Annotated in this window: 19 protein-coding genes; 18 read left to right on the forward strand and 1 reads right to left on the reverse strand. The window is 36.4% G+C overall.

The genetic code is table 11. From position 1 onward, the window contains the following. Positions 1 to 8 precede the first annotated feature (8 nt). From grpE to thiI, 8 genes are all read left to right on the forward strand, one after another. Positions 9 to 584, forward strand: coding sequence for a nucleotide exchange factor GrpE (gene grpE, locus BHF70_RS00970; protein ID WP_075758502.1), 576 nt, complete (start codon positions 9 to 11; stop codon positions 582 to 584). A gap of 59 nt (positions 585 to 643) precedes the next feature. After that, positions 644 to 2,506 (forward strand): molecular chaperone DnaK, encoded by a 1,863-nt coding sequence (dnaK, locus tag BHF70_RS00975; protein WP_075758503.1) that lies wholly within the window; start codon positions 644 to 646, stop codon positions 2,504 to 2,506. Positions 2,507 to 2,528: 22 nt separating this feature from the next. After that, positions 2,529 to 3,677 (forward strand): molecular chaperone DnaJ, encoded by a 1,149-nt coding sequence (dnaJ, locus tag BHF70_RS00980; protein ID WP_075758504.1) that lies wholly within the window; start codon positions 2,529 to 2,531, stop codon positions 3,675 to 3,677. Positions 3,678 to 3,895: 218 nt separating this feature from the next. After that, positions 3,896 to 4,174, forward strand: a complete 279-nt coding sequence (locus BHF70_RS00985) for a hypothetical protein (protein WP_075758505.1) — start codon at positions 3,896 to 3,898, stop codon at positions 4,172 to 4,174. A 197-nt stretch (positions 4,175 to 4,371) separates the two neighbouring features. Next, a complete protein-coding gene (gene prmA, locus BHF70_RS00990) occupies positions 4,372 to 5,331 on the forward strand; it encodes a 50S ribosomal protein L11 methyltransferase (protein WP_075758506.1) in 960 nt (319 codons plus the stop codon). Positions 5,332 to 5,335: 4 nt separating this feature from the next. Next, entirely contained in the window at positions 5,336 to 6,106 is a 771-nt protein-coding gene (locus BHF70_RS00995) for a 16S rRNA (uracil(1498)-N(3))-methyltransferase (protein ID WP_075758507.1), read from the forward strand. Next, positions 6,103 to 7,248, forward strand: a complete 1,146-nt coding sequence (locus BHF70_RS01000) for a cysteine desulfurase family protein (RefSeq protein WP_075758508.1) — start codon at positions 6,103 to 6,105, stop codon at positions 7,246 to 7,248. Before BHF70_RS00995 ends, BHF70_RS01000 begins: the two co-directional genes overlap by 4 nt. Positions 7,249 to 7,261: 13 nt before the next feature. Beyond that, on the forward strand, positions 7,262 to 8,440 hold the full coding sequence (gene thiI, locus BHF70_RS01005) for a tRNA uracil 4-sulfurtransferase ThiI (RefSeq protein ID WP_075758509.1): 1,179 nt from the start codon (positions 7,262 to 7,264) through the stop codon (positions 8,438 to 8,440). On the opposite strand, the gene BHF70_RS01010 is transcribed toward thiI, so the two are convergent. Beyond that, positions 8,424 to 8,657: an HPr family phosphocarrier protein gene (locus BHF70_RS01010; RefSeq protein WP_075758510.1), complete on the reverse strand. Its 234-nt coding sequence runs from the start codon at positions 8,655 to 8,657 to the stop codon at positions 8,424 to 8,426. The genes thiI and BHF70_RS01010 overlap by 17 nt on opposite strands. Positions 8,658 to 8,750: 93 nt before the next feature. Here BHF70_RS01010 and mtaB point away from each other — a divergent pair, with 93 nt between their 5' ends. The 10 genes from mtaB to BHF70_RS01060 all read left to right on the forward strand — a co-directional run bounded on the left by mtaB (position 8,751) and on the right by BHF70_RS01060 (position 17,004). After that, a complete protein-coding gene (gene mtaB, locus BHF70_RS01015) occupies positions 8,751 to 10,067 on the forward strand; it encodes a tRNA (N(6)-L-threonylcarbamoyladenosine(37)-C(2))-methylthiotransferase MtaB (protein WP_075758511.1) in 1,317 nt (438 codons plus the stop codon). Positions 10,068 to 10,165: 98 nt separating this feature from the next. Beyond that, entirely contained in the window at positions 10,166 to 10,420 is a 255-nt protein-coding gene (locus BHF70_RS01020; RefSeq protein ID WP_075758512.1) for an IreB family regulatory phosphoprotein, read from the forward strand. Positions 10,421 to 10,431: 11 nt separating this feature from the next. Next, entirely contained in the window at positions 10,432 to 10,857 is a 426-nt protein-coding gene (gene ruvX, locus BHF70_RS01025) for a Holliday junction resolvase RuvX (RefSeq protein ID WP_075758513.1), read from the forward strand. A gap of 7 nt (positions 10,858 to 10,864) precedes the next feature. After that, positions 10,865 to 11,131 carry a DUF1292 domain-containing protein gene (locus BHF70_RS01030; RefSeq protein WP_075758514.1) on the forward strand — a complete coding sequence of 89 codons (267 nt, stop codon included), beginning with the start codon at positions 10,865 to 10,867 and terminating at the stop codon, positions 11,129 to 11,131. A gap of 136 nt (positions 11,132 to 11,267) precedes the next feature. Beyond that, positions 11,268 to 12,986: a ribonuclease J gene (locus BHF70_RS01035; protein ID WP_192846109.1), complete on the forward strand. Its 1,719-nt coding sequence runs from the start codon at positions 11,268 to 11,270 to the stop codon at positions 12,984 to 12,986. A gap of 123 nt (positions 12,987 to 13,109) precedes the next feature. Continuing rightward, on the forward strand, positions 13,110 to 13,391 hold the full coding sequence (locus BHF70_RS01040; RefSeq protein ID WP_242946286.1) for an endolytic transglycosylase MltG: 282 nt from the start codon (positions 13,110 to 13,112) through the stop codon (positions 13,389 to 13,391). Beyond that, the gene (locus BHF70_RS01045) at positions 13,388 to 14,050 is read left to right on the forward strand and encodes an O-methyltransferase (protein ID WP_075758517.1); all 663 of its coding nucleotides are present in this window, start codon (positions 13,388 to 13,390) and stop codon (positions 14,048 to 14,050) included. The genes BHF70_RS01040 and BHF70_RS01045 overlap by 4 nt, the downstream gene beginning before the upstream one ends. Then, positions 14,037 to 15,260, forward strand: a complete 1,224-nt coding sequence (locus BHF70_RS01050) for a peptidase U32 family protein (protein ID WP_075758518.1) — start codon at positions 14,037 to 14,039, stop codon at positions 15,258 to 15,260. The genes BHF70_RS01045 and BHF70_RS01050 overlap by 14 nt, the downstream gene beginning before the upstream one ends. Positions 15,261 to 15,324: 64 nt before the next feature. After that, positions 15,325 to 15,954 carry an RNA polymerase sporulation sigma factor SigK gene (gene sigK / locus BHF70_RS01055; RefSeq protein ID WP_075758519.1) on the forward strand — a complete coding sequence of 210 codons (630 nt, stop codon included), beginning with the start codon at positions 15,325 to 15,327 and terminating at the stop codon, positions 15,952 to 15,954. Positions 15,955 to 16,089: 135 nt separating this feature from the next. After that, a complete protein-coding gene (locus BHF70_RS01060) occupies positions 16,090 to 17,004 on the forward strand; it encodes a LysR family transcriptional regulator (RefSeq protein WP_075758520.1) in 915 nt (304 codons plus the stop codon). Positions 17,005 to 17,009 lie beyond the last annotated feature (5 nt).

Genomic DNA, 17,009 nt, shown 5'->3' on the forward strand with positions numbered 1-17,009 from the left:
GTGAAGGAATGAAAGAACAAGAAAAGAATATTCAGGAAGAAGAAAAAGACGTAGAAGAAACTGCGAAAAATATAGAAGAACCAGAAACAGTAAAAGAAGATTCCAAGGAGGAAACTCCAAAGGAAGAAACTGAGGAAGATCAGACAGCAAAACTGGAAGCAGAAATTGCTGACTGGAAAGACAAATATCAGAGACTGATGGCAGAATTTGAAAATGCTAGAAAGCGTACAGCAAAGGAAGCAACACAGCGCTATGATATGGGCGCTATGGGAGTCCTGGAAAAACTTCTTCCAGTAATCGACAATTTTGAGCGAGGGCTGGATGCAGTTTCTGAAGAAGAAAAAGATACAGCATTTGTTCAGGGAATACAGCAGATTTACAAACAGTTAATGTCTGTATTTGATGATCTTGGAGTTTCTGCCATGGATGCAGAAGGAAAAGAATTTGATGCAAATCTCCACAATGCAGTGATGCATATAGAAGATGAAGCATATGGCGAGAATGTTGTAGCAGAAGAATTGCAAAAAGGATACATGTACAAAGAAAACGTACTTCGCCACAGTATGGTAAAAGTAGCAAATTAAAGCCGTCAGGCGATATATTGTTTTATAAATTTTAGATAGATTTTAGGAGGAAATAGATCATGGGTAAAATTATTGGTATTGACTTAGGAACAACAAACAGTTGTGTAGCAGTTATGGAAGGTGGAAAACCTACCGTTATTACAAATGCAGAAGGAATGAGAACAACACCATCTGTTGTAGCATTTACAAAAACAGGAGAACGTGCAATTGGTGAACCTGCAAAACGTCAGGCAGTTACAAATGCAGAAAAGACAATCTCATCCATTAAAAGACATATGGGAACAGATTATAAAGTAACAATTGATGACAAAGCATATTCTCCACAGGAAATCTCTGCAATGATTCTTCAGAAATTAAAATCTGATGCAGAAAACTATCTGGGAGAAAAAGTTACAGAAGCTGTAATTACAGTTCCTGCATACTTCAATGATGCACAGCGTCAGGCAACAAAAGATGCTGGTAAGATTGCAGGACTTGATGTAAAACGTATTATTAATGAACCAACAGCAGCGGCTTTATCTTATGGACTTGATAATGAAGATGAACAGAAAATCATGGTATATGACTTAGGTGGTGGTACATTTGATGTATCTATCATTGAAATCGGTGATGGAGTTATTGAAGTATTATCTACAGCCGGAGATAATAAATTAGGTGGAGATGACTTTGATAATGTAATTACACAGTATATGTTAGATGAGTTCAAGAAACAGGAAGGTGTAGACTTATCTGGAGATAAGATGGCTATGCAGAGATTAAAAGAAGCTGCTGAAAAAGCTAAAAAAGAATTATCTTCTTCTACAACAACAAACATTAACCTTCCATTCATCACTGCAACAGCTGAAGGACCAAAACACTTTGATATGAACCTGACAAGAGCTAAATTTGATGAACTGACAGCAAGCCTTGTTGAAAGAACAGCAGGTCCTGTAAATGCTGCTTTAAATGATGCTGGAATGACAGCTTCTGAATTAAGCAAAGTATTATTAGTTGGTGGTTCTACACGTATCCCTGCAGTACAGGATAAAGTACAGCAGTTAACAGGAAAAGAACCTTTCAAAGGAATCAACCCAGACGAATGTGTAGCAATCGGTGCATCTATCCAGGGTGGTAAATTAGCAGGAGACGCAGGTGCGGGAGACATTCTGTTACTGGATGTAACACCATTATCACTTTCTATCGAAACAATGGGTGGTGTGGCAACAAGACTGATTGAACGTAATACAACAATCCCTACTAAGAAGAGTCAGATTTTCTCAACAGCAGAAGATAATCAGAGTGCAGTAGATATTAACGTTGTTCAGGGTGAAAGACAGTTTGCAAAAGATAATAAATCTTTAGGAAGATTCAGACTGGATGGTATCGCACCTGCAAGACGTGGAGTGCCTCAGATTGAAGTTACATTTGATATTGATGCAAATGGTATCGTAAATGTATCTGCAAAAGATTTAGGAACAGGAAAAGAACAGCACATTACAATTACAGCCGGATCTAACATGTCTGATGAAGATATCGATAAAGCTGTAAAAGAAGCTGCTGAATTTGAAGCACAGGATAAAAAACGTAAAGAAGCAATTGATGCAAGAAATGAAGCTGATTCTATGGTATTCCAGACAGAAAAAGCTCTGGAAGAAGCAGGAGACAAAGTAGATCCAACAGAAAAAGCAGCAGTTGAAGAAGACCTGAAGGCATTAAAAGACCTGGTAGAACAGACAAAAGATCAGGAAATGACAGATGCACAGGTTGAAGATATGAAAGCTAAAAAGGAAAAATTAATGACAAGTGCACAGAATCTGTTCGCTAAAATGTATGAAGCAGCTGCTCAGGCTCAGCAGGGAGCACCAGAAGGTGCAGCAGATGCAGGGCAGACAGCAGGTGGAGCAGATGATAATGTAGTCGATGGTGATTACAAAGAGGTTTAAGATAAAGAGAAGGTAGACGAATATGGCAGATAAAAGAGATTATTATGAAGTACTTGGTGTAGACCGGAATGCTTCACAGTCAGACATTAAAAAAGCCTACCGAAAACTTGCAAAGAAATATCATCCTGATACTAATCCAGGAGACAAAGAAGCAGAAGCAAAATTTAAAGAAGCTTCTGAAGCATATGAAGTGTTAAGTGATTCTGAGAAAAAAGCGCAGTATGACCAGTTTGGTCATGCTGCCTTTGAACAGGGAGCCGGCGGATTTAACGGTGGCGGATTCGGCGGATTTGATTTCGGCGGAGACATGGGTGATATTTTTGGTGATATTTTCGGAAGTATGTTTGGCGGCGGTCAGAGAGGCGGTGCCAGACAGCAGAATCGTCCTGCACAGGGTGCACATGTCCGTGCAAGAATTCATGTTACTTTTGAAGAAGCCGTTTTTGGTACATCAAAGAAAATTGAAATCACATTAAAGGATGAATGTAGTTCCTGTCATGGAACAGGAGCGAAAGCCGGAACAAGTCCGGAAACCTGTCCGAAATGTGGAGGCCGAGGTCAGATAGTTTATACTCAGCAGTCAATGTTTGGAACTGTTCAGAATGTACAGACCTGTCCGGAATGTCATGGAACAGGAAAAGTCATAAAAGAAAAATGTCCGGAATGTCATGGAACAGGATATACCAGCAGTCGTAAGACCATAGAGGTTACTGTGCCGGCAGGTATCGATAATGGGCAGAGTATCAGAATTCGTGGAAAAGGAGAGCCTGGAGTAAATGGAGGACCAAGAGGAGACCTTCTGGTAGAAGTTATTGTAGAACGTCATCCTAAATTCCAGCGTCAGGATGCAACCATTTATTCTACAGAGCCAATTTCCTTTACGCAGGCTGCACTGGGAGCTACAATAAAAATTCCTACAGTGGATGGCCCATATGAATATACCATCAAACCTGGAACTCAGACGGACACAAGAATCCGATTAAAAGGTAAAGGTGTGCCAGCGGTTCGAAATAAAAATGTTCGAGGAGATCACTATGTTACATTAGTTGTTCAGGTACCAGAACATTTAAGTGGAGAGCAGAGAGCAGCACTTCAGAAATTCCAGGAAGCTATGGGAGAAGTTCCTAAAAAGGAAGAGCATAAAGGATTTTTTGGAAAACATAAAAAATAAACCAAAAGATGATGACTCCTCACAGATATTAATCTGTGAGGAGTTTTATATTTTCATATTATATGATGACATGTATAAATTTCCTTTATATGGAAATAATCTGATGTAAATCATAATTTCTTAAGAAAAATTTTAAAAAGAGATAATCTTTATGACACAAATTGTATACAATAATAGGTTATAATGCCAATAATCCAAAATGAAAGGAGATTATAACGATGTTGCATATAAAAGGAAATTATTATATACAGATTAAGAAGGAAACATATATATTATTAGTCAAAACATATGATGCTGAACTTCATCGAAATATTTATGAAATCATTGGAAAGTATTCATCTATGAAAGCTGCATTTGATGCAGTAATCAAGGAAATGGTTAAGAAAGAAGTCAGGCAGCAGGATCCTGTATCTCTCCATGAAATTGTTCATATTATGAGAAGAAAATATAAAGAACTATATGGTCAGATAGGGCGTTGTAGAATGAACTACATTTAAGGAAAAGAAATTAATTTATTGTTTAAAAATGGTGTGATAATTAAATATCATGCCATTTTTATGTTATAGTTAACATAAGTTGACTTAAGAGCAGACTAGATAAAATGGAGCAAATCTCTTGTTTCCAATTCTCTTTTATGTTACACTTTTAAATTGATATATTATGATTTCGAGAAACTTTAAAGGAGTAATATCTCATGGGATGGAATAAGATTACGATTGATACGCTGACATCAGCAGAAGATATGATTAGTTATGAACTGACTGAATTAGGAGCAACAGGAGTAGAAGTTGAAGATCATGTATCATTGACAGAAGAAGAAATGAAAGTAATGTATGTAGATCTTCTGCCAGATGATATTGCACCTGATGACGGAACAGCTAAAATCAGCTGTTATTTTGATGAGGAAGAGAATCTGGAAGCAATCACTATGGAGATTCGTCAGATGCTGGAACGTCTGAAAGAATTTATGGATATTGGGCCGGGAACTATCTCTTTTGATAAGACCAAAGAAGAAGACTGGGTCAATAACTGGAAAAAGTTTTTTAAACCAATCCAGCTGGATGACCAGATTGTGATAAAACCGACCTGGGAAACTTTGGAAAATGTGAAAGATAACCAGATTGTTGTAGAAATTGATCCTGGAACAGCTTTTGGAACAGGTTCTCATGAAACAACAAAGCTTTGTATCGAAGGAATGAAATCTTATATTAAGGAAGATACAAAGATTTTAGATGTTGGATGCGGAAGTGGTATTTTATCTATTATCGGAATGAAACTGGGAGCCAGTCATGCAGTATTGACAGACATAGATCCTCATGCTATCACTGCCACAATGGAAAACTTTGAAGTGAACCATTTATCAAAAGACTGTTATGATGTATATCAGGGAAATATTCTGGAAGATGATGATTTTGCAAAATCACTGGGAAGTAAATGTTATCCTGTAGTTGTTGCTAATATTTTAGCAGATGTCATTTCTCCATTGATTGAGATTGTAGATCAGTTTATGACAGAAGATGGAGTTTTTGTAATTTCCGGAATAATAGATTCAAAAGAACAGGAAATAGCCGATAAACTGAATACTTTTGGCTTTGAAATCGTGGAAACAAGAAGAATGAAAGACTGGGTTTCCATGACTGCCAAGAAGAGGTAAATGTATGTACCGTTTTTTTATCAAGAAAGATCAGATACAGGATGGATATGTATTGATTCTCGGGGAAGATGTGAATCATATAAAAAATGTTCTTCGAATGAAAGAAGGAGATAAGGTATTTTTAAGCTGTGAAACAGATTTAGAATATGAATGCAGTCTGGAAGAATTTGCATCTGATAAAATCAAGGCGAGAATTCTGGATATTCACGGGATAGAAACAGAATTAGGAACTGAGATAATTTTATATCAGGGTCTGCCTAAAGGAGATAAGATGGAATTCATTATTCAAAAGGCAGTTGAACTAGGAGTGACAAAGATTGTTCCGGTACGGATGAAACGATGTGTTGTAAAGCTGGATGAGAAGAAAGCAAAAAAGAAGACAGAACGTTGGAATGGGATTGCACTAAGTGCAGCAAAGCAGTCAAAAAGAGGAATTATTCCAGAAGTATCTCAGGTAAAATCATATAAAGAAGCCTTGGAGGAGGCAAAAGAACTGGATATGTTATTAGTTCCATATGAAGAAGCAAAAGGAATAACATATTCAAAAGAACTTCTTTTACAGGCAAAAAAGAAGAAATCCATTGGAATCATCATTGGCCCGGAAGGCGGTTTTGAAGAAGAAGAAATTGCTGCAGCAAGAGAGACAGGAGGGAAAACTATGACCCTTGGGAAAAGAATTCTTCGAACAGAAACTGCTGGAATGGCTATGTTATCGATTCTGATGTTTACACTGGAAGAAGATAAATCTTCCATAGGTTTGGAGGAATCAAGATGAGCATTTATTTTGACAATGCGGCAACAACAAAAGTATTTCCAGAGGTAATGACTGCCATGGAGCAGGCAATGGAAGTCACATACGGAAATCCATCTGCAAAGCATTTAAAAGGAATTGAAGCAGAAAATATTATAAAAGGGGCCCAGGATATTATAGCAAAATCATTAAAAGCTAAGCCTAAGGAAATCCTTTTTACATCAGGCGGGACAGAATCTAACAATACGGCCATTATAGGTACAGCAATGGCAAATCATAGAAAAGGAAAGCATATTATCACGACTAGGATTGAACATGCTTCTGTATATGAGCCAATGTTTCATCTGGAAGAACAGGGATTTGAAGTTACCTATCTGGATGTGGATGAAAAAGGAATCGTAAAAATTGATCAATTGAAAGAAGCCATTCGGCCAGATACAATTCTGGTTTCCTGTATGATGGTAAATAATGAAATCGGTGCTGTAGAGCCGATTGAGGAAATAGGGAAAATCATAAAATCCGTAAATCCGGGAACGATTTTCCATGTGGATGCCATTCAGGCATATGGGAAAATACCGGTTATTCCTAAGAATATGAATATTGATCTATTGTCCATGAGTGGACATAAGATTCATGGTCCAAAAGGTATCGGGTTCTTATATATAAAAGAAGGGACTAAGATACAGCCTATTATTTTTGGCGGAGGCCAGCAAAAGGGAATGCGTTCAGGAACAGAAAATGTACCTGGAATTGCAGGACTAGGATGTGCATGCGAGAAAATGATAGCTAATCATTATGAAAATGCTGATAAAATCCGTCAGGTCAAAGAGTATTTTCAGGAAAAAGTTAAAGAGATTGATGATATCAAAGACAATTCAGGTGAGGCTCCTCATGTGGCAAGTATCAGTTTCAAAGGACTTCGAAGTGAAGTTCTTTTACATGCTCTGGAGGATAGAGGTGTCTATGTTTCGTCAGGTTCTGCCTGTTCTTCCAATAAAAAGCAGGCAGTCAGCGGTACTTTAAATGCTATAGGAATTTCTGATGATTTTAAAGATGGAACGTTGAGATTTAGTTTTTCTGTAGAAAATACAAAAGAAGAAGTAGATGAAACCATAGAAGCGTTAAAGGAACTGGTTCCAATGCTTCGAAGATTTGTGAGAAGATAGAAAGGAAGAAAAAATGCAGGTAACAGCCTTTTTGATTAAATATGGCGAGATTGGTATCAAGGGGAAAAACAGATACATGTTTGAAGATGCCTTGATGAAACAGATTCGTTATGCCATGAAACCGGTAGGAGAATTTGAAGTTCGAAAAGAATCCGGCCGTATGTTTGTGGAAGGACGAAGTGAATTTGACTATGATGAAGCTGTAGAAGCTTTACAGAAAGTGTTTGGTATCGTTGGAATCTGTCCGATGGTCGTAGAAGAAACCAAAGATATTGAGAATCTTAGAAAAACTGTACTTACATTTATCGATGAACAATATCCGGTAAAGAATTTTACATTTAAAGTTCATGCAAGAAGAGGGGACAAACAGTTTCCGATGAATTCCATGGCAATTAATATGGATATTGGAGAAAAAATGCTGGAAGCCTTTGATGGTGTTAAAGTTGATGTTCATAATCCAGATGTAATGGTAAATATTGAAGTGCGCAAATATATTTATATTTATTCTCAGGAGATTAAAGGTCCGGGTGGAATGCCGGTTGGAACAAACGGGAAAGCAATGCTTCTGTTATCAGGAGGAATTGACAGTCCGGTGGCTGGATATATGATTGCGAAACGTGGAGTCAGAATTGATGCAACATATTTCCACGCACCACCATATACAAGCGAAAGAGCTAAGCAAAAAGTTGTTGATCTTGCAAAGATTGTTGCAAAATATGCAGGGCCAATCAATCTTCATGTTGTTAATTTTACAGATATCCAGCTTGCAATATATGAAAAATGTCCACATGATGAATTAACAATTATCATGCGACGTTATATGATGAAGATCGCAGAGCATTTTGCAAATGAAAATGATGGTCTGGCGCTGATTACAGGAGAAAGTATCGGACAGGTTGCAAGTCAGACAATTCATAACCTTGCAATTACAAATGAAGTGTGTCATATGCCGGTATTTCGTCCTTGTATTGGAATGGACAAACAGGAAATAGTTGATATTTCTGAAAAAATCGGTACATTTGAAACATCAATCCAGCCGTTTGAAGATTGCTGTACCATTTTTGTTGCAAAACATCCTGTGACAAAAGGAAATATAAAGAGAATCAGAAAATCAGAAGAGCATCTGAAAGATGTTATAGATGATTTGATGAAAAAAGCCATTGAAACGACAGAAGTTATTCATGTAAAATAAAAGGCTGAATAGCACGAAGAATATCATCGGCGTGTTCAGAATCCAGAATAAGTTTTAATGGATTGGAAAGATTCATACTAAGGATATTCAAAAGTGATTTTGCATTTATCACATGATGACCGTCTATGATCTCATAATCGCCAGGAAATTGATTGATGATATCGATAAATGAATATACATCGTTCATGGAATTAAATTTTATAAGTGCGTAACACATAACAAAACTCCTTAAAAAGAAATGCATCAGCAGATATCTTGAATAAGGACAGTGTACTCGTATTTTAAAGAAAAGTCAATAGAAAGGGAACTTATGAATTTACAGGGAAAAAAGGCAGCAATTGTTACTTTAGGCTGTAAAGTGAATCAGTATGAAACGGATGCCATGTGGGGAATGCTTCTAGAAGCAGGAGTGGTTATGGTATCTCCAAAAGAAGCTGCAGATATTTATATCGTAAATACTTGTTCTGTAACAAATATGGCTGAGCGAAAATCCAGACAAATGCTGCATCGGGCTAAAAAGATGAATCCTGATGTTGTAGTAGTTGCAGTTGGTTGTTACGCGCAGGTTGGAAAAGACGAGCTATCAAAAGATACAAATATTGATCTTATTATTGGAAATAATAAGAAAAAGGAGCTTGTGCATATTTTAGAAAGTTATGCTCCGGAAAGGATCCAGAGTCCGGAAGTTCTTGATATTGCAAAGGACAGAGAATATGAGTCATTGCATATTGATCATTTGAATGATCATACAAGAGCGTATATTAAAGTACAGGATGGATGTAATCAGTTCTGTTCTTACTGTATTATTCCTTATGCCAGAGGGAGAGTCCGAAGCAGGAGTCAGGAAGAGATTCTGGAAGAAATCAGTCAGTTATGTGAAAACGGGTGTCAGGAATTCGTGATTACAGGAATTCATGTTACCTCATACGGTGTGGATATCGGGAATACATCTTTAATTGATCTGCTGGAAGCTATTTCAGAGATTTCTCAGGTGAAAAGAATCCGTCTTGGTTCACTTGAACCTGGATTTATTACGCCTGAAGTTGTAAAACGATTAAGCAAAATTCAAAGTTTTTGTCCTCATTTCCATTTATCTTTACAAAGTGGATGCGATGCAACATTAAAAAGAATGAACAGAAAATATACAACACAGGAAATACGGCAGAAATGTAAACTGATTAGACAGTATTTTGATAATCCGGCTTTAACTACCGATATTATTGTGGGATTTCCAGGGGAAACAGAAGAAGAATTTCAACAGACAAGAGATTTTCTGGAAGAGATAAATCTTTATGAAATGCATATTTTTAAATATTCAATAAGAAAAGGAACTAAGGCAGCTCAAATGGATCATCAGGTAAATGATCAGATAAAAACAAAGCGCAGTAATATCCTTCTTGAAATGTCCCAAAAACATCAGCAGGAGTTTGAAGAAGCACAGCTTGATATGACAAAAGAAATTCTGATTGAGGAATCTCTTCATGGTAAAGAGAATTTCTATACAGGTCATACAAGAGAATATATTAAGACAGCAGTTTATAGTGAAATACCATTGGAAAATCAGATCATTCATGCACAATTAAAGAGAATTTCTCCAGATGGATATGTTGAAGGAGATGTAATCTAAAGAGTTTGATATGTAAAAGCTTTGTGAAATTTATGATTACCATTGATATTTTAAATATTTTATATTAGAATGATACTAAATGAAAGGGACGTGATAATATGGATAATAATCGTACACAACATTTTTCAGTTGTAAAAGAAGAATTAGATGTATACATGATTCTGGAACGTGTATACGAAGCTTTACAGGAAAAAGGATATAATCCTGTAAACCAGATGGTTGGTTATATTATGTCAGGAGATCCCACCTATATTACCAGTCATAAGAATGCCAGAAGTATAATTAATAAAGTCGAGAGAGACGAGATCATAGAAGCTTTGTTTGAAAACTATATTGAGACAAAGTTAAAGTAAGACAGGTTGCTATGAGAATATTAGGTTTAGACTATGGAACAAGAACAGTAGGAGTGGCTATTAGTGATGAGCTGGGAATTACAGCACAGCCATTGGAAACCATTGTTCGAAAAGATGCCAACAAACTCCGAAAAACCTATGCAAGGATTGAAGAGCTGGTACGGGAATATGGGGTGGAAACTATTGTTCTTGGTTTTCCAAAGAATATGAATAATACAATAGGCGAACGGGGAAATGATACGATAGATTTCCGCGATGCTTTAGTGCGTCGTACAAACGTAGAAGTTATTCTATGGGATGAACGTTTAACGACGGTAGCGTCAGAAAAAGTACTGATGGAAAGTGGAGTGAGACGAGAAAACCGTAAAAAAGTAATCGATCAGATTGCTGCGTCTTTGATTTTACAAGGATATTTAGATTCTCAACAGGAAGGATGAATTTAAGATGAAAGAAAAAGACAATACAATCCTTTGTCTGGATGAAGATGGAAATGAAATCCAATTACTTGTTTTAGAGCAGACAACACTGGCAGGGATAAATTATCTTCTGGTGGCAGACTCTATGGAAGATGACGGAATCGTTTTAATCATGAAGGAGATTAGTCTGGAAGATGACTATGCATCTTATGAAGTAGTAGATGATGATGAAGAACTAAAGATAATTTCCAGTATTTTTAATGAACTGGTAGATGATTTTGAAGTGAGTTTATAATAAAAAGGAGTTACGACACAGTCGTACAAAACAATCGATTGTCAGAACGGAAGAAAATGGAGGAATTAGTTTGAAAGACAATCAACAACAAAGACAACAGGTTAGACCAAAGAACAATAATACAAAAGACAGAAGAATGTATAGCAGAAACACAGCTAATAATTATCAGTCAAAAGGACGCCGTGGACAGACACCCCGTAAGAAACCAAATTCTGTAAAGATTATACCTTTGGGTGGTCTGGGACAGATCGGAATGAATATCACAGCGTTCGAGTGCAATAACCAGATACTGATCGTAGACTGTGGATTGGCTTTTCCTGATGAAGATATGTTAGGAATTGATCTTGTTATTCCAGATATCACTTACTTGAAGGAAAACGCAAACAAGATTCGTGGATTAGTCATTACCCATGGACATGAAGATCATATCGGGGCCATACCATATTTTGAAAAGGAATTAAATGTTCCTATTTATGCTACAAAACTTACTATGGCACTGATTGACAATAAGCTGAGAGAACATGGATTATCTAATACTGTATCCAAGAATATTGTAACCCATGGTGATAAGATCAAATTGGGTGTTTTTGAAGTAGAATTTATTAAGACAAATCATAGTATCGCAGATGCGGCAGCGTTGGCAATCACAACACCAGCAGGAGTTATTGTTCATACAGGTGACTTTAAGGTGGATCATACTCCGTTATTCGGAGAGGCAATCGACCTTGCCAAATTTGCTGAACTGGGAAGTAAAGGGGTTCTGGCACTGATGGCTGATAGTACCAATGTAGAGCGTCAGGGCTATACACTTTCTGAAAAGAACGTTGGGAAACGTTTGGATGGTATATTTGCGGAACATTTAAAAGGACGCATGATTATCGCAACATTTGCTTCCAATGTTGACCGTGTGCAGCATATTATTAATTCTGCTCATAAATATGGAAGGAAAGTTGCAGTAGAAGGAAGAAGTATGGTAAATATTATTGCCACTGCTTCAGAACTGGGATATATCAAAATTCCAAAGAACACATTAATTGAAACGGATCAAATCAAAAATTATCCGGATGATCAGATTGTTTTAATTACTACAGGCAGCCAGGGAGAGACCATGGCAGCCTTGTCACGTATGGCTAACTCAACTCACAGAAAAGTTTCTATTGTTCCATCAGATACTATTATTTTCAGTTCCAGTCCAATTCCGGGGAATGAAAAGAATATATCAAAAATCATGAATGAACTGGCAATGAAAGGTGCTAAGGTTGTATTTGAAGATACCCATGTATCAGGACATGCATGTCGTGAGGAATTACGCCTTATTTATGCATTAACAAAACCAAAGTATGCGATTCCGGTTCATGGAGAATATAGACATTTGATGCGTCACAGGGAGCTGGCGATAGAAATGGGAATTCCAAAGGAAAATGCATTTGTTCTTGCTGAAGGAGATGTATTGGAACTGAACAAACGTCAGGGAAAAGTAACAGGAAAAGTTCAGGCAGGAGGAATTCTTGTAGATGGACTTGGTGTTGGTGATGTAGGAAATATCGTCCTCAATGATCGTAAATTACTATCACAGAATGGATTGATCATTGCTACGGTAACTTTACAGAGACATGCAACACAGATTCTTGCAGGACCAGATATTGTTTCAAGAGGATTTGTCTATGTAAGAGAATCAGAATCATTAATGGAAGGTGCCAGAGAGGTTGTGCTAAAATCCATTGAAGAATGTATCGATCGTAACATATCAGACTGGGCAAGAATTAAGGCAAGTATTAAAGAAGCATTAAGTAACTATATCTGGACGAAGACAAAACGTAACCCAATGATTCTTCCAATTATTACAGAGGTATAAAACATGAACGATGCTGAAGAAAAAAAGCTTTATAAATCTGAGTCATTTAGGTTGTTTTTTAAAACAATGATAAGGGTATTTTCGATTTTCGTCATATTTCTTGTGTTTTATGGAGCTTATTTTATGGCAGAACAGACCTTTTCAAATCCGGCATATGATGCCAAAGGCACAAACAAAATAAAAATTGTTGTGAAAAGCAATGATTCTGAAAAGGATGTTGCTCAGCAGTTGGAAGAGAAAAAATTAATATACGGATCATATAGATTCAGAGTTCGAAAGTTTTTTTCGAAATATAAAAATCAGGCATTCATCCCTGGGGAGTATCAGTTTACACAAAACCAGGGATTGGATGATATCATGGGAATACTGTGTGGAGATGATGATTCAAAGGAGATCAGGCAATGATAGTGGATCAGAATATAACTGATTATATCCGCTCATTAATGAAAGAAGAGAAAAATTTACTTGGAGAAATTGAATACGAGGCCAGACAAAATCATGTTCCGATTGTTAAACCTGAAACAAAGGAATTACTTAGAATGCTGGTTCTTTTGAAACAACCGATGAAAATCCTGGAAGTTGGTGCAGCTGTAGGATTTTCTTCTCTTTATATGAATAAATATCAGCCGACAGGCGGTAATATTATTACCATTGAGCGAAATGAAAAAAGAATAAAAAAGGCAAAAGAAAATATCCATAAAATGGGAAAAGAGGAGCAGATTACACTTTTAGAAGGAGATGCAATTGAAATTTTAAAATCTCTGGATGGTTCCTATGATTTTATTTTTGTGGATGCTGCCAAAGGACAGTACATTCATTTTCTGGATGATGTGTTAAGACTGCTGTCTCCTAAAGGATTACTTGTGTCAGATAATGTTCTCCAGGATGGAGATGTGGCCAAATCCCGATATGCAATTGAGAGAAGAGACAGAACCATTCACAAAAGAATGAGAGACTTTTTATATACAATTAAAAATCATCCCCAATTGGAAACAACGATTCTTCCAGTTGGAGATGGGGTAGCAATAAGTATGAAGACAGGAGAAACCAATGAGAGAGATTGAATTATTAATTCCTGCAAGTAATCTGGAAGTTTTAAAAGTAGCCGTATTATATGGTGCAGATGCAGTATATATTGGTGGTGAAATGTATGGATTACGTGCAAAAGCTAAAAACTTTTCCATGGAAGACGTAAAAGAAGGAATTGAATTTGCGCATAAACATGGAGTAAAGGTTTATATTACAGCCAATATCGTGGCTCATAATGGAGATTTGGAAGGAATCCGTGAATATTTTAAAGAGTTAAATGAAATTAAACCAGATGGTCTGATTATTTCTGATCCAGGTGTATTTATGATTGCTAAAGAAGTATGTCCATCTATTGACAGACATATCAGTACACAGGCAAACAGTACTAATTATGCAACCTATCAGTTCTGGTATGAACAGGGGGCATCTCGTGTTGTATCAGCAAGAGAATTATCTTTAGAGGAAATAAAAGAAATTCGTGCTAATATTCCGGATGATATGGAAATTGAGTCATTTATTCACGGTGCCATGTGTATTTCACATTCCGGAAGATGCCTCCTGAGCAATTATTTTACGGGAAGAAATGCAAATAGTGGAGAGTGTACTCATCCCTGCAGATGGAAATATGCTGTCATGGAAGAAACAAGACCGGGAGAGTACATGCCGGTATATGAAAATGAGCGAGGAACATATATTTTCAACTCTAAAGATTTGAACATGATTGAATATATCGATCAGATTCTGGATGCTGGAATTGATAGTTTAAAAATTGAAGGAAGAATGAAAACGGCATTATATGTTGCTACTGTTGCAAGAACTTATAGAAGAGCCATTGACGATTGTATGGAATCTGTAGAGAAGTACAGAGCAAATATGGATTATTACAAGGATGAAATCGCAAAATGTACTTATAGACAGTTTACTACAGGTTTTTATTTTGGAAAAACGGATGAAAATTCACAAATTTATGACAGCAACACATATATTAAAAATTATACTTATATTGGAATTGTTCAGGGATATAATGAAAAAGGATATGCACTTCTGGAACAGAAAAATAAGTTTTCAGTAGGAGAGACTATAGAAGTAATGATTCCTGATGGAACCAATAAAGAGGTGGTAGTAAAAGCAATTGAGAATGAAAAGGGAGAATCAATGGATTGTGCACCACATCCAAAACAGATGATATATGTGGATTTTGGAGAAAAAATTGAAGAAGGCTATTTGCTAAGAAGAAAAGAATAGGAAAAGCACTTTTCTAGGCAGGTTATCATATTATGATAAAAAGGCTTAGAAGGGTGCTTTTCTTTTGCAGGCATTTTTGGAACCATTAACACTGGAAGAAGAACAACACTATCTGAAGCTAAGCCATCAAGGGGATATGATAGCACGGAATCTGCTGGTGGAACATAATTTACGTTTGGTTGCGCATATTGTAAAAAAGTATAATAATTTTGATCGAGATAAGGATGATCTGATTTCCATAGGTACCATTGGATTAATCAAGGCAATCAACACATACAATGCGGAGAAAGGACATCGACTGGTCACATATGCATCCAGATGTATTGAGAATGAGTTGTTAATGATGCTGCGTCAGGAACGGAAAACAGCTAAAGATACGTCATTATATGAACCCATAGGTGTTGATAAAGAAGGTAATGAAATTCATTTGCTTGATATATTAGGAGCAGATGAGGTCGATATTGTTCAAAAGATAGATCAGGAAGAAAATATCAGGAAACTCTATAGATGTTTAAATAGAATGGAAGCTTCCAGAGAAAAAGATACATTAATTATGCGCTATGGTCTGTATGGAAGAGAACCTATGACACAAAAGGAAGTTGCCCAAAAACTACAGATTTCCAGATCCTATGTCAGTCGTATTGAAAAAAAAGCAGTAAAAACAGTAAAAAGGATGATGGAGACCAGATTATAAATATATCTGTAAACTCTTCTGATAAGATAAATAATAAGACGACATTAGTTCCCCCCGGCTATGTCGTCTTGTTTTTTTGACAAATTTAGTAGGAAATTATAAAATAGGATAAGAAGTATTTAAAAGGAGCAGAATATGACATTAACACAGTTAAAATATGTAATTACCATTGCAGATACAGGTTCTATGAATGAGGCAGCAAAATCTTTATTTATTTCACAGCCTAGTTTATCTCTTGCTGTAAAAGAACTGGAACAGGAAATAGGTGTAGAGTTATTTCGCAGAAGTAACAGAGGAGTATCTCTGACTGTTGAAGGAAATGAATTTTTAAGTTATGCCAGACAGGTTGTGGAACAATATCAGCTGATGGAATCAAGATATATTGAGAAGAAAGATGTGAAAAAGAAATTTGCGGTTTCCATGCAGCATTATACATTTGCAGTTAATGCATTTGTTGAGATGGTCAAACAATTTGGAATGGATGAATATGAATTTGCAGTAAGAGAAACGAAAACATATGAAGTTATAGAAGATGTAAAAGATTTTCGAAGTGAAATTGGAATACTGTATCTCAACGACTTTAATCGTAAAGTATTAGAAAAGTTATTTCATGAATCAAATCTGGAATTTCATCCGCTTTTGAATTGTGGAATATATGTATATCTCTGGAAAGGGCATCCACTGGCAGATAGGAATGAGATTTCCATTGAGGAATTATCAGAATACCCATGTCTTTCATTTGAACAGGGTAATTATAATTCTTTTTATTTTGCGGAGGAAGTGTTAAGTACCTATGAATATAAGAGACTGATCAAGGCCAACGACAGAGCAACTCTCCTAAATCTTATGGTAGGTCTGAATGGGTATACATTATGTTCCGGCATTATCTGTGAAAGTCTTAATGGATCAGATTATTGTGCTATTAAACTGAAGTCTGACGAAGTAATGACCATTGGATATATTAAGAGAAAAGGAATTGCCATTAGTCCTTTAGGACAAAAATATCTAGAGGAAATCAGAAAATTTGAAAGTATGGACAGCTTGTTATAGTCAAA

This window comes from Anaerostipes sp. 494a, from assembly GCF_001940315.1.
GTDB lineage: Bacteria > Bacillota > Clostridia > Lachnospirales > Lachnospiraceae > Anaerostipes > Anaerostipes faecalis.

Bases quoted from the DNA above. Each gene is read 5' to 3' on its own strand.
- dnaJ (WP_075758504.1), top strand. From the start codon at position 2,529: ATGGCAGATAAAAGAGATTATTATGAAGTACTTGGTGTAGACCGGAAT.
- prmA (WP_075758506.1), top strand. From the start codon at position 4,372: ATGGGATGGAATAAGATTACGATTGATACGCTGACATCAGCAGAAGAT.
- BHF70_RS01030 (WP_075758514.1), top strand. From the start codon at position 10,865: ATGAAAGAAAAAGACAATACAATCCTTTGTCTGGATGAAGATGGAAAT.
- dnaK (WP_075758503.1), top strand. From the start codon at position 644: ATGGGTAAAATTATTGGTATTGACTTAGGAACAACAAACAGTTGTGTA.
- BHF70_RS00985 (WP_075758505.1), top strand. From the start codon at position 3,896: ATGTTGCATATAAAAGGAAATTATTATATACAGATTAAGAAGGAAACA.
- BHF70_RS01045 (WP_075758517.1), top strand. From the start codon at position 13,388: ATGATAGTGGATCAGAATATAACTGATTATATCCGCTCATTAATGAAA.
- BHF70_RS01035 (WP_192846109.1), top strand. From the start codon at position 11,268: ATGTATAGCAGAAACACAGCTAATAATTATCAGTCAAAAGGACGCCGT.
- BHF70_RS01040 (WP_242946286.1), top strand. From the start codon at position 13,110: ATGGCAGAACAGACCTTTTCAAATCCGGCATATGATGCCAAAGGCACA.
- ruvX (WP_075758513.1), top strand. From the start codon at position 10,432: ATGAGAATATTAGGTTTAGACTATGGAACAAGAACAGTAGGAGTGGCT.
- BHF70_RS01060 (WP_075758520.1), top strand. From the start codon at position 16,090: ATGACATTAACACAGTTAAAATATGTAATTACCATTGCAGATACAGGT.
- BHF70_RS01020 (WP_075758512.1), top strand. From the start codon at position 10,166: ATGGATAATAATCGTACACAACATTTTTCAGTTGTAAAAGAAGAATTA.
- thiI (WP_075758509.1), top strand. From the start codon at position 7,262: ATGCAGGTAACAGCCTTTTTGATTAAATATGGCGAGATTGGTATCAAG.
- mtaB (WP_075758511.1), top strand. From the start codon at position 8,751: ATGAATTTACAGGGAAAAAAGGCAGCAATTGTTACTTTAGGCTGTAAA.
- BHF70_RS00995 (WP_075758507.1), top strand. From the start codon at position 5,336: ATGTACCGTTTTTTTATCAAGAAAGATCAGATACAGGATGGATATGTA.
- BHF70_RS01050 (WP_075758518.1), top strand. From the start codon at position 14,037: ATGAGAGAGATTGAATTATTAATTCCTGCAAGTAATCTGGAAGTTTTA.
- BHF70_RS01010 (WP_075758510.1), bottom strand. From the start codon at position 8,657: ATGTGTTACGCACTTATAAAATTTAATTCCATGAACGATGTATATTCA.
- BHF70_RS01000 (WP_075758508.1), top strand. From the start codon at position 6,103: ATGAGCATTTATTTTGACAATGCGGCAACAACAAAAGTATTTCCAGAG.
- grpE (WP_075758502.1), top strand. From the start codon at position 9: ATGAAAGAACAAGAAAAGAATATTCAGGAAGAAGAAAAAGACGTAGAA.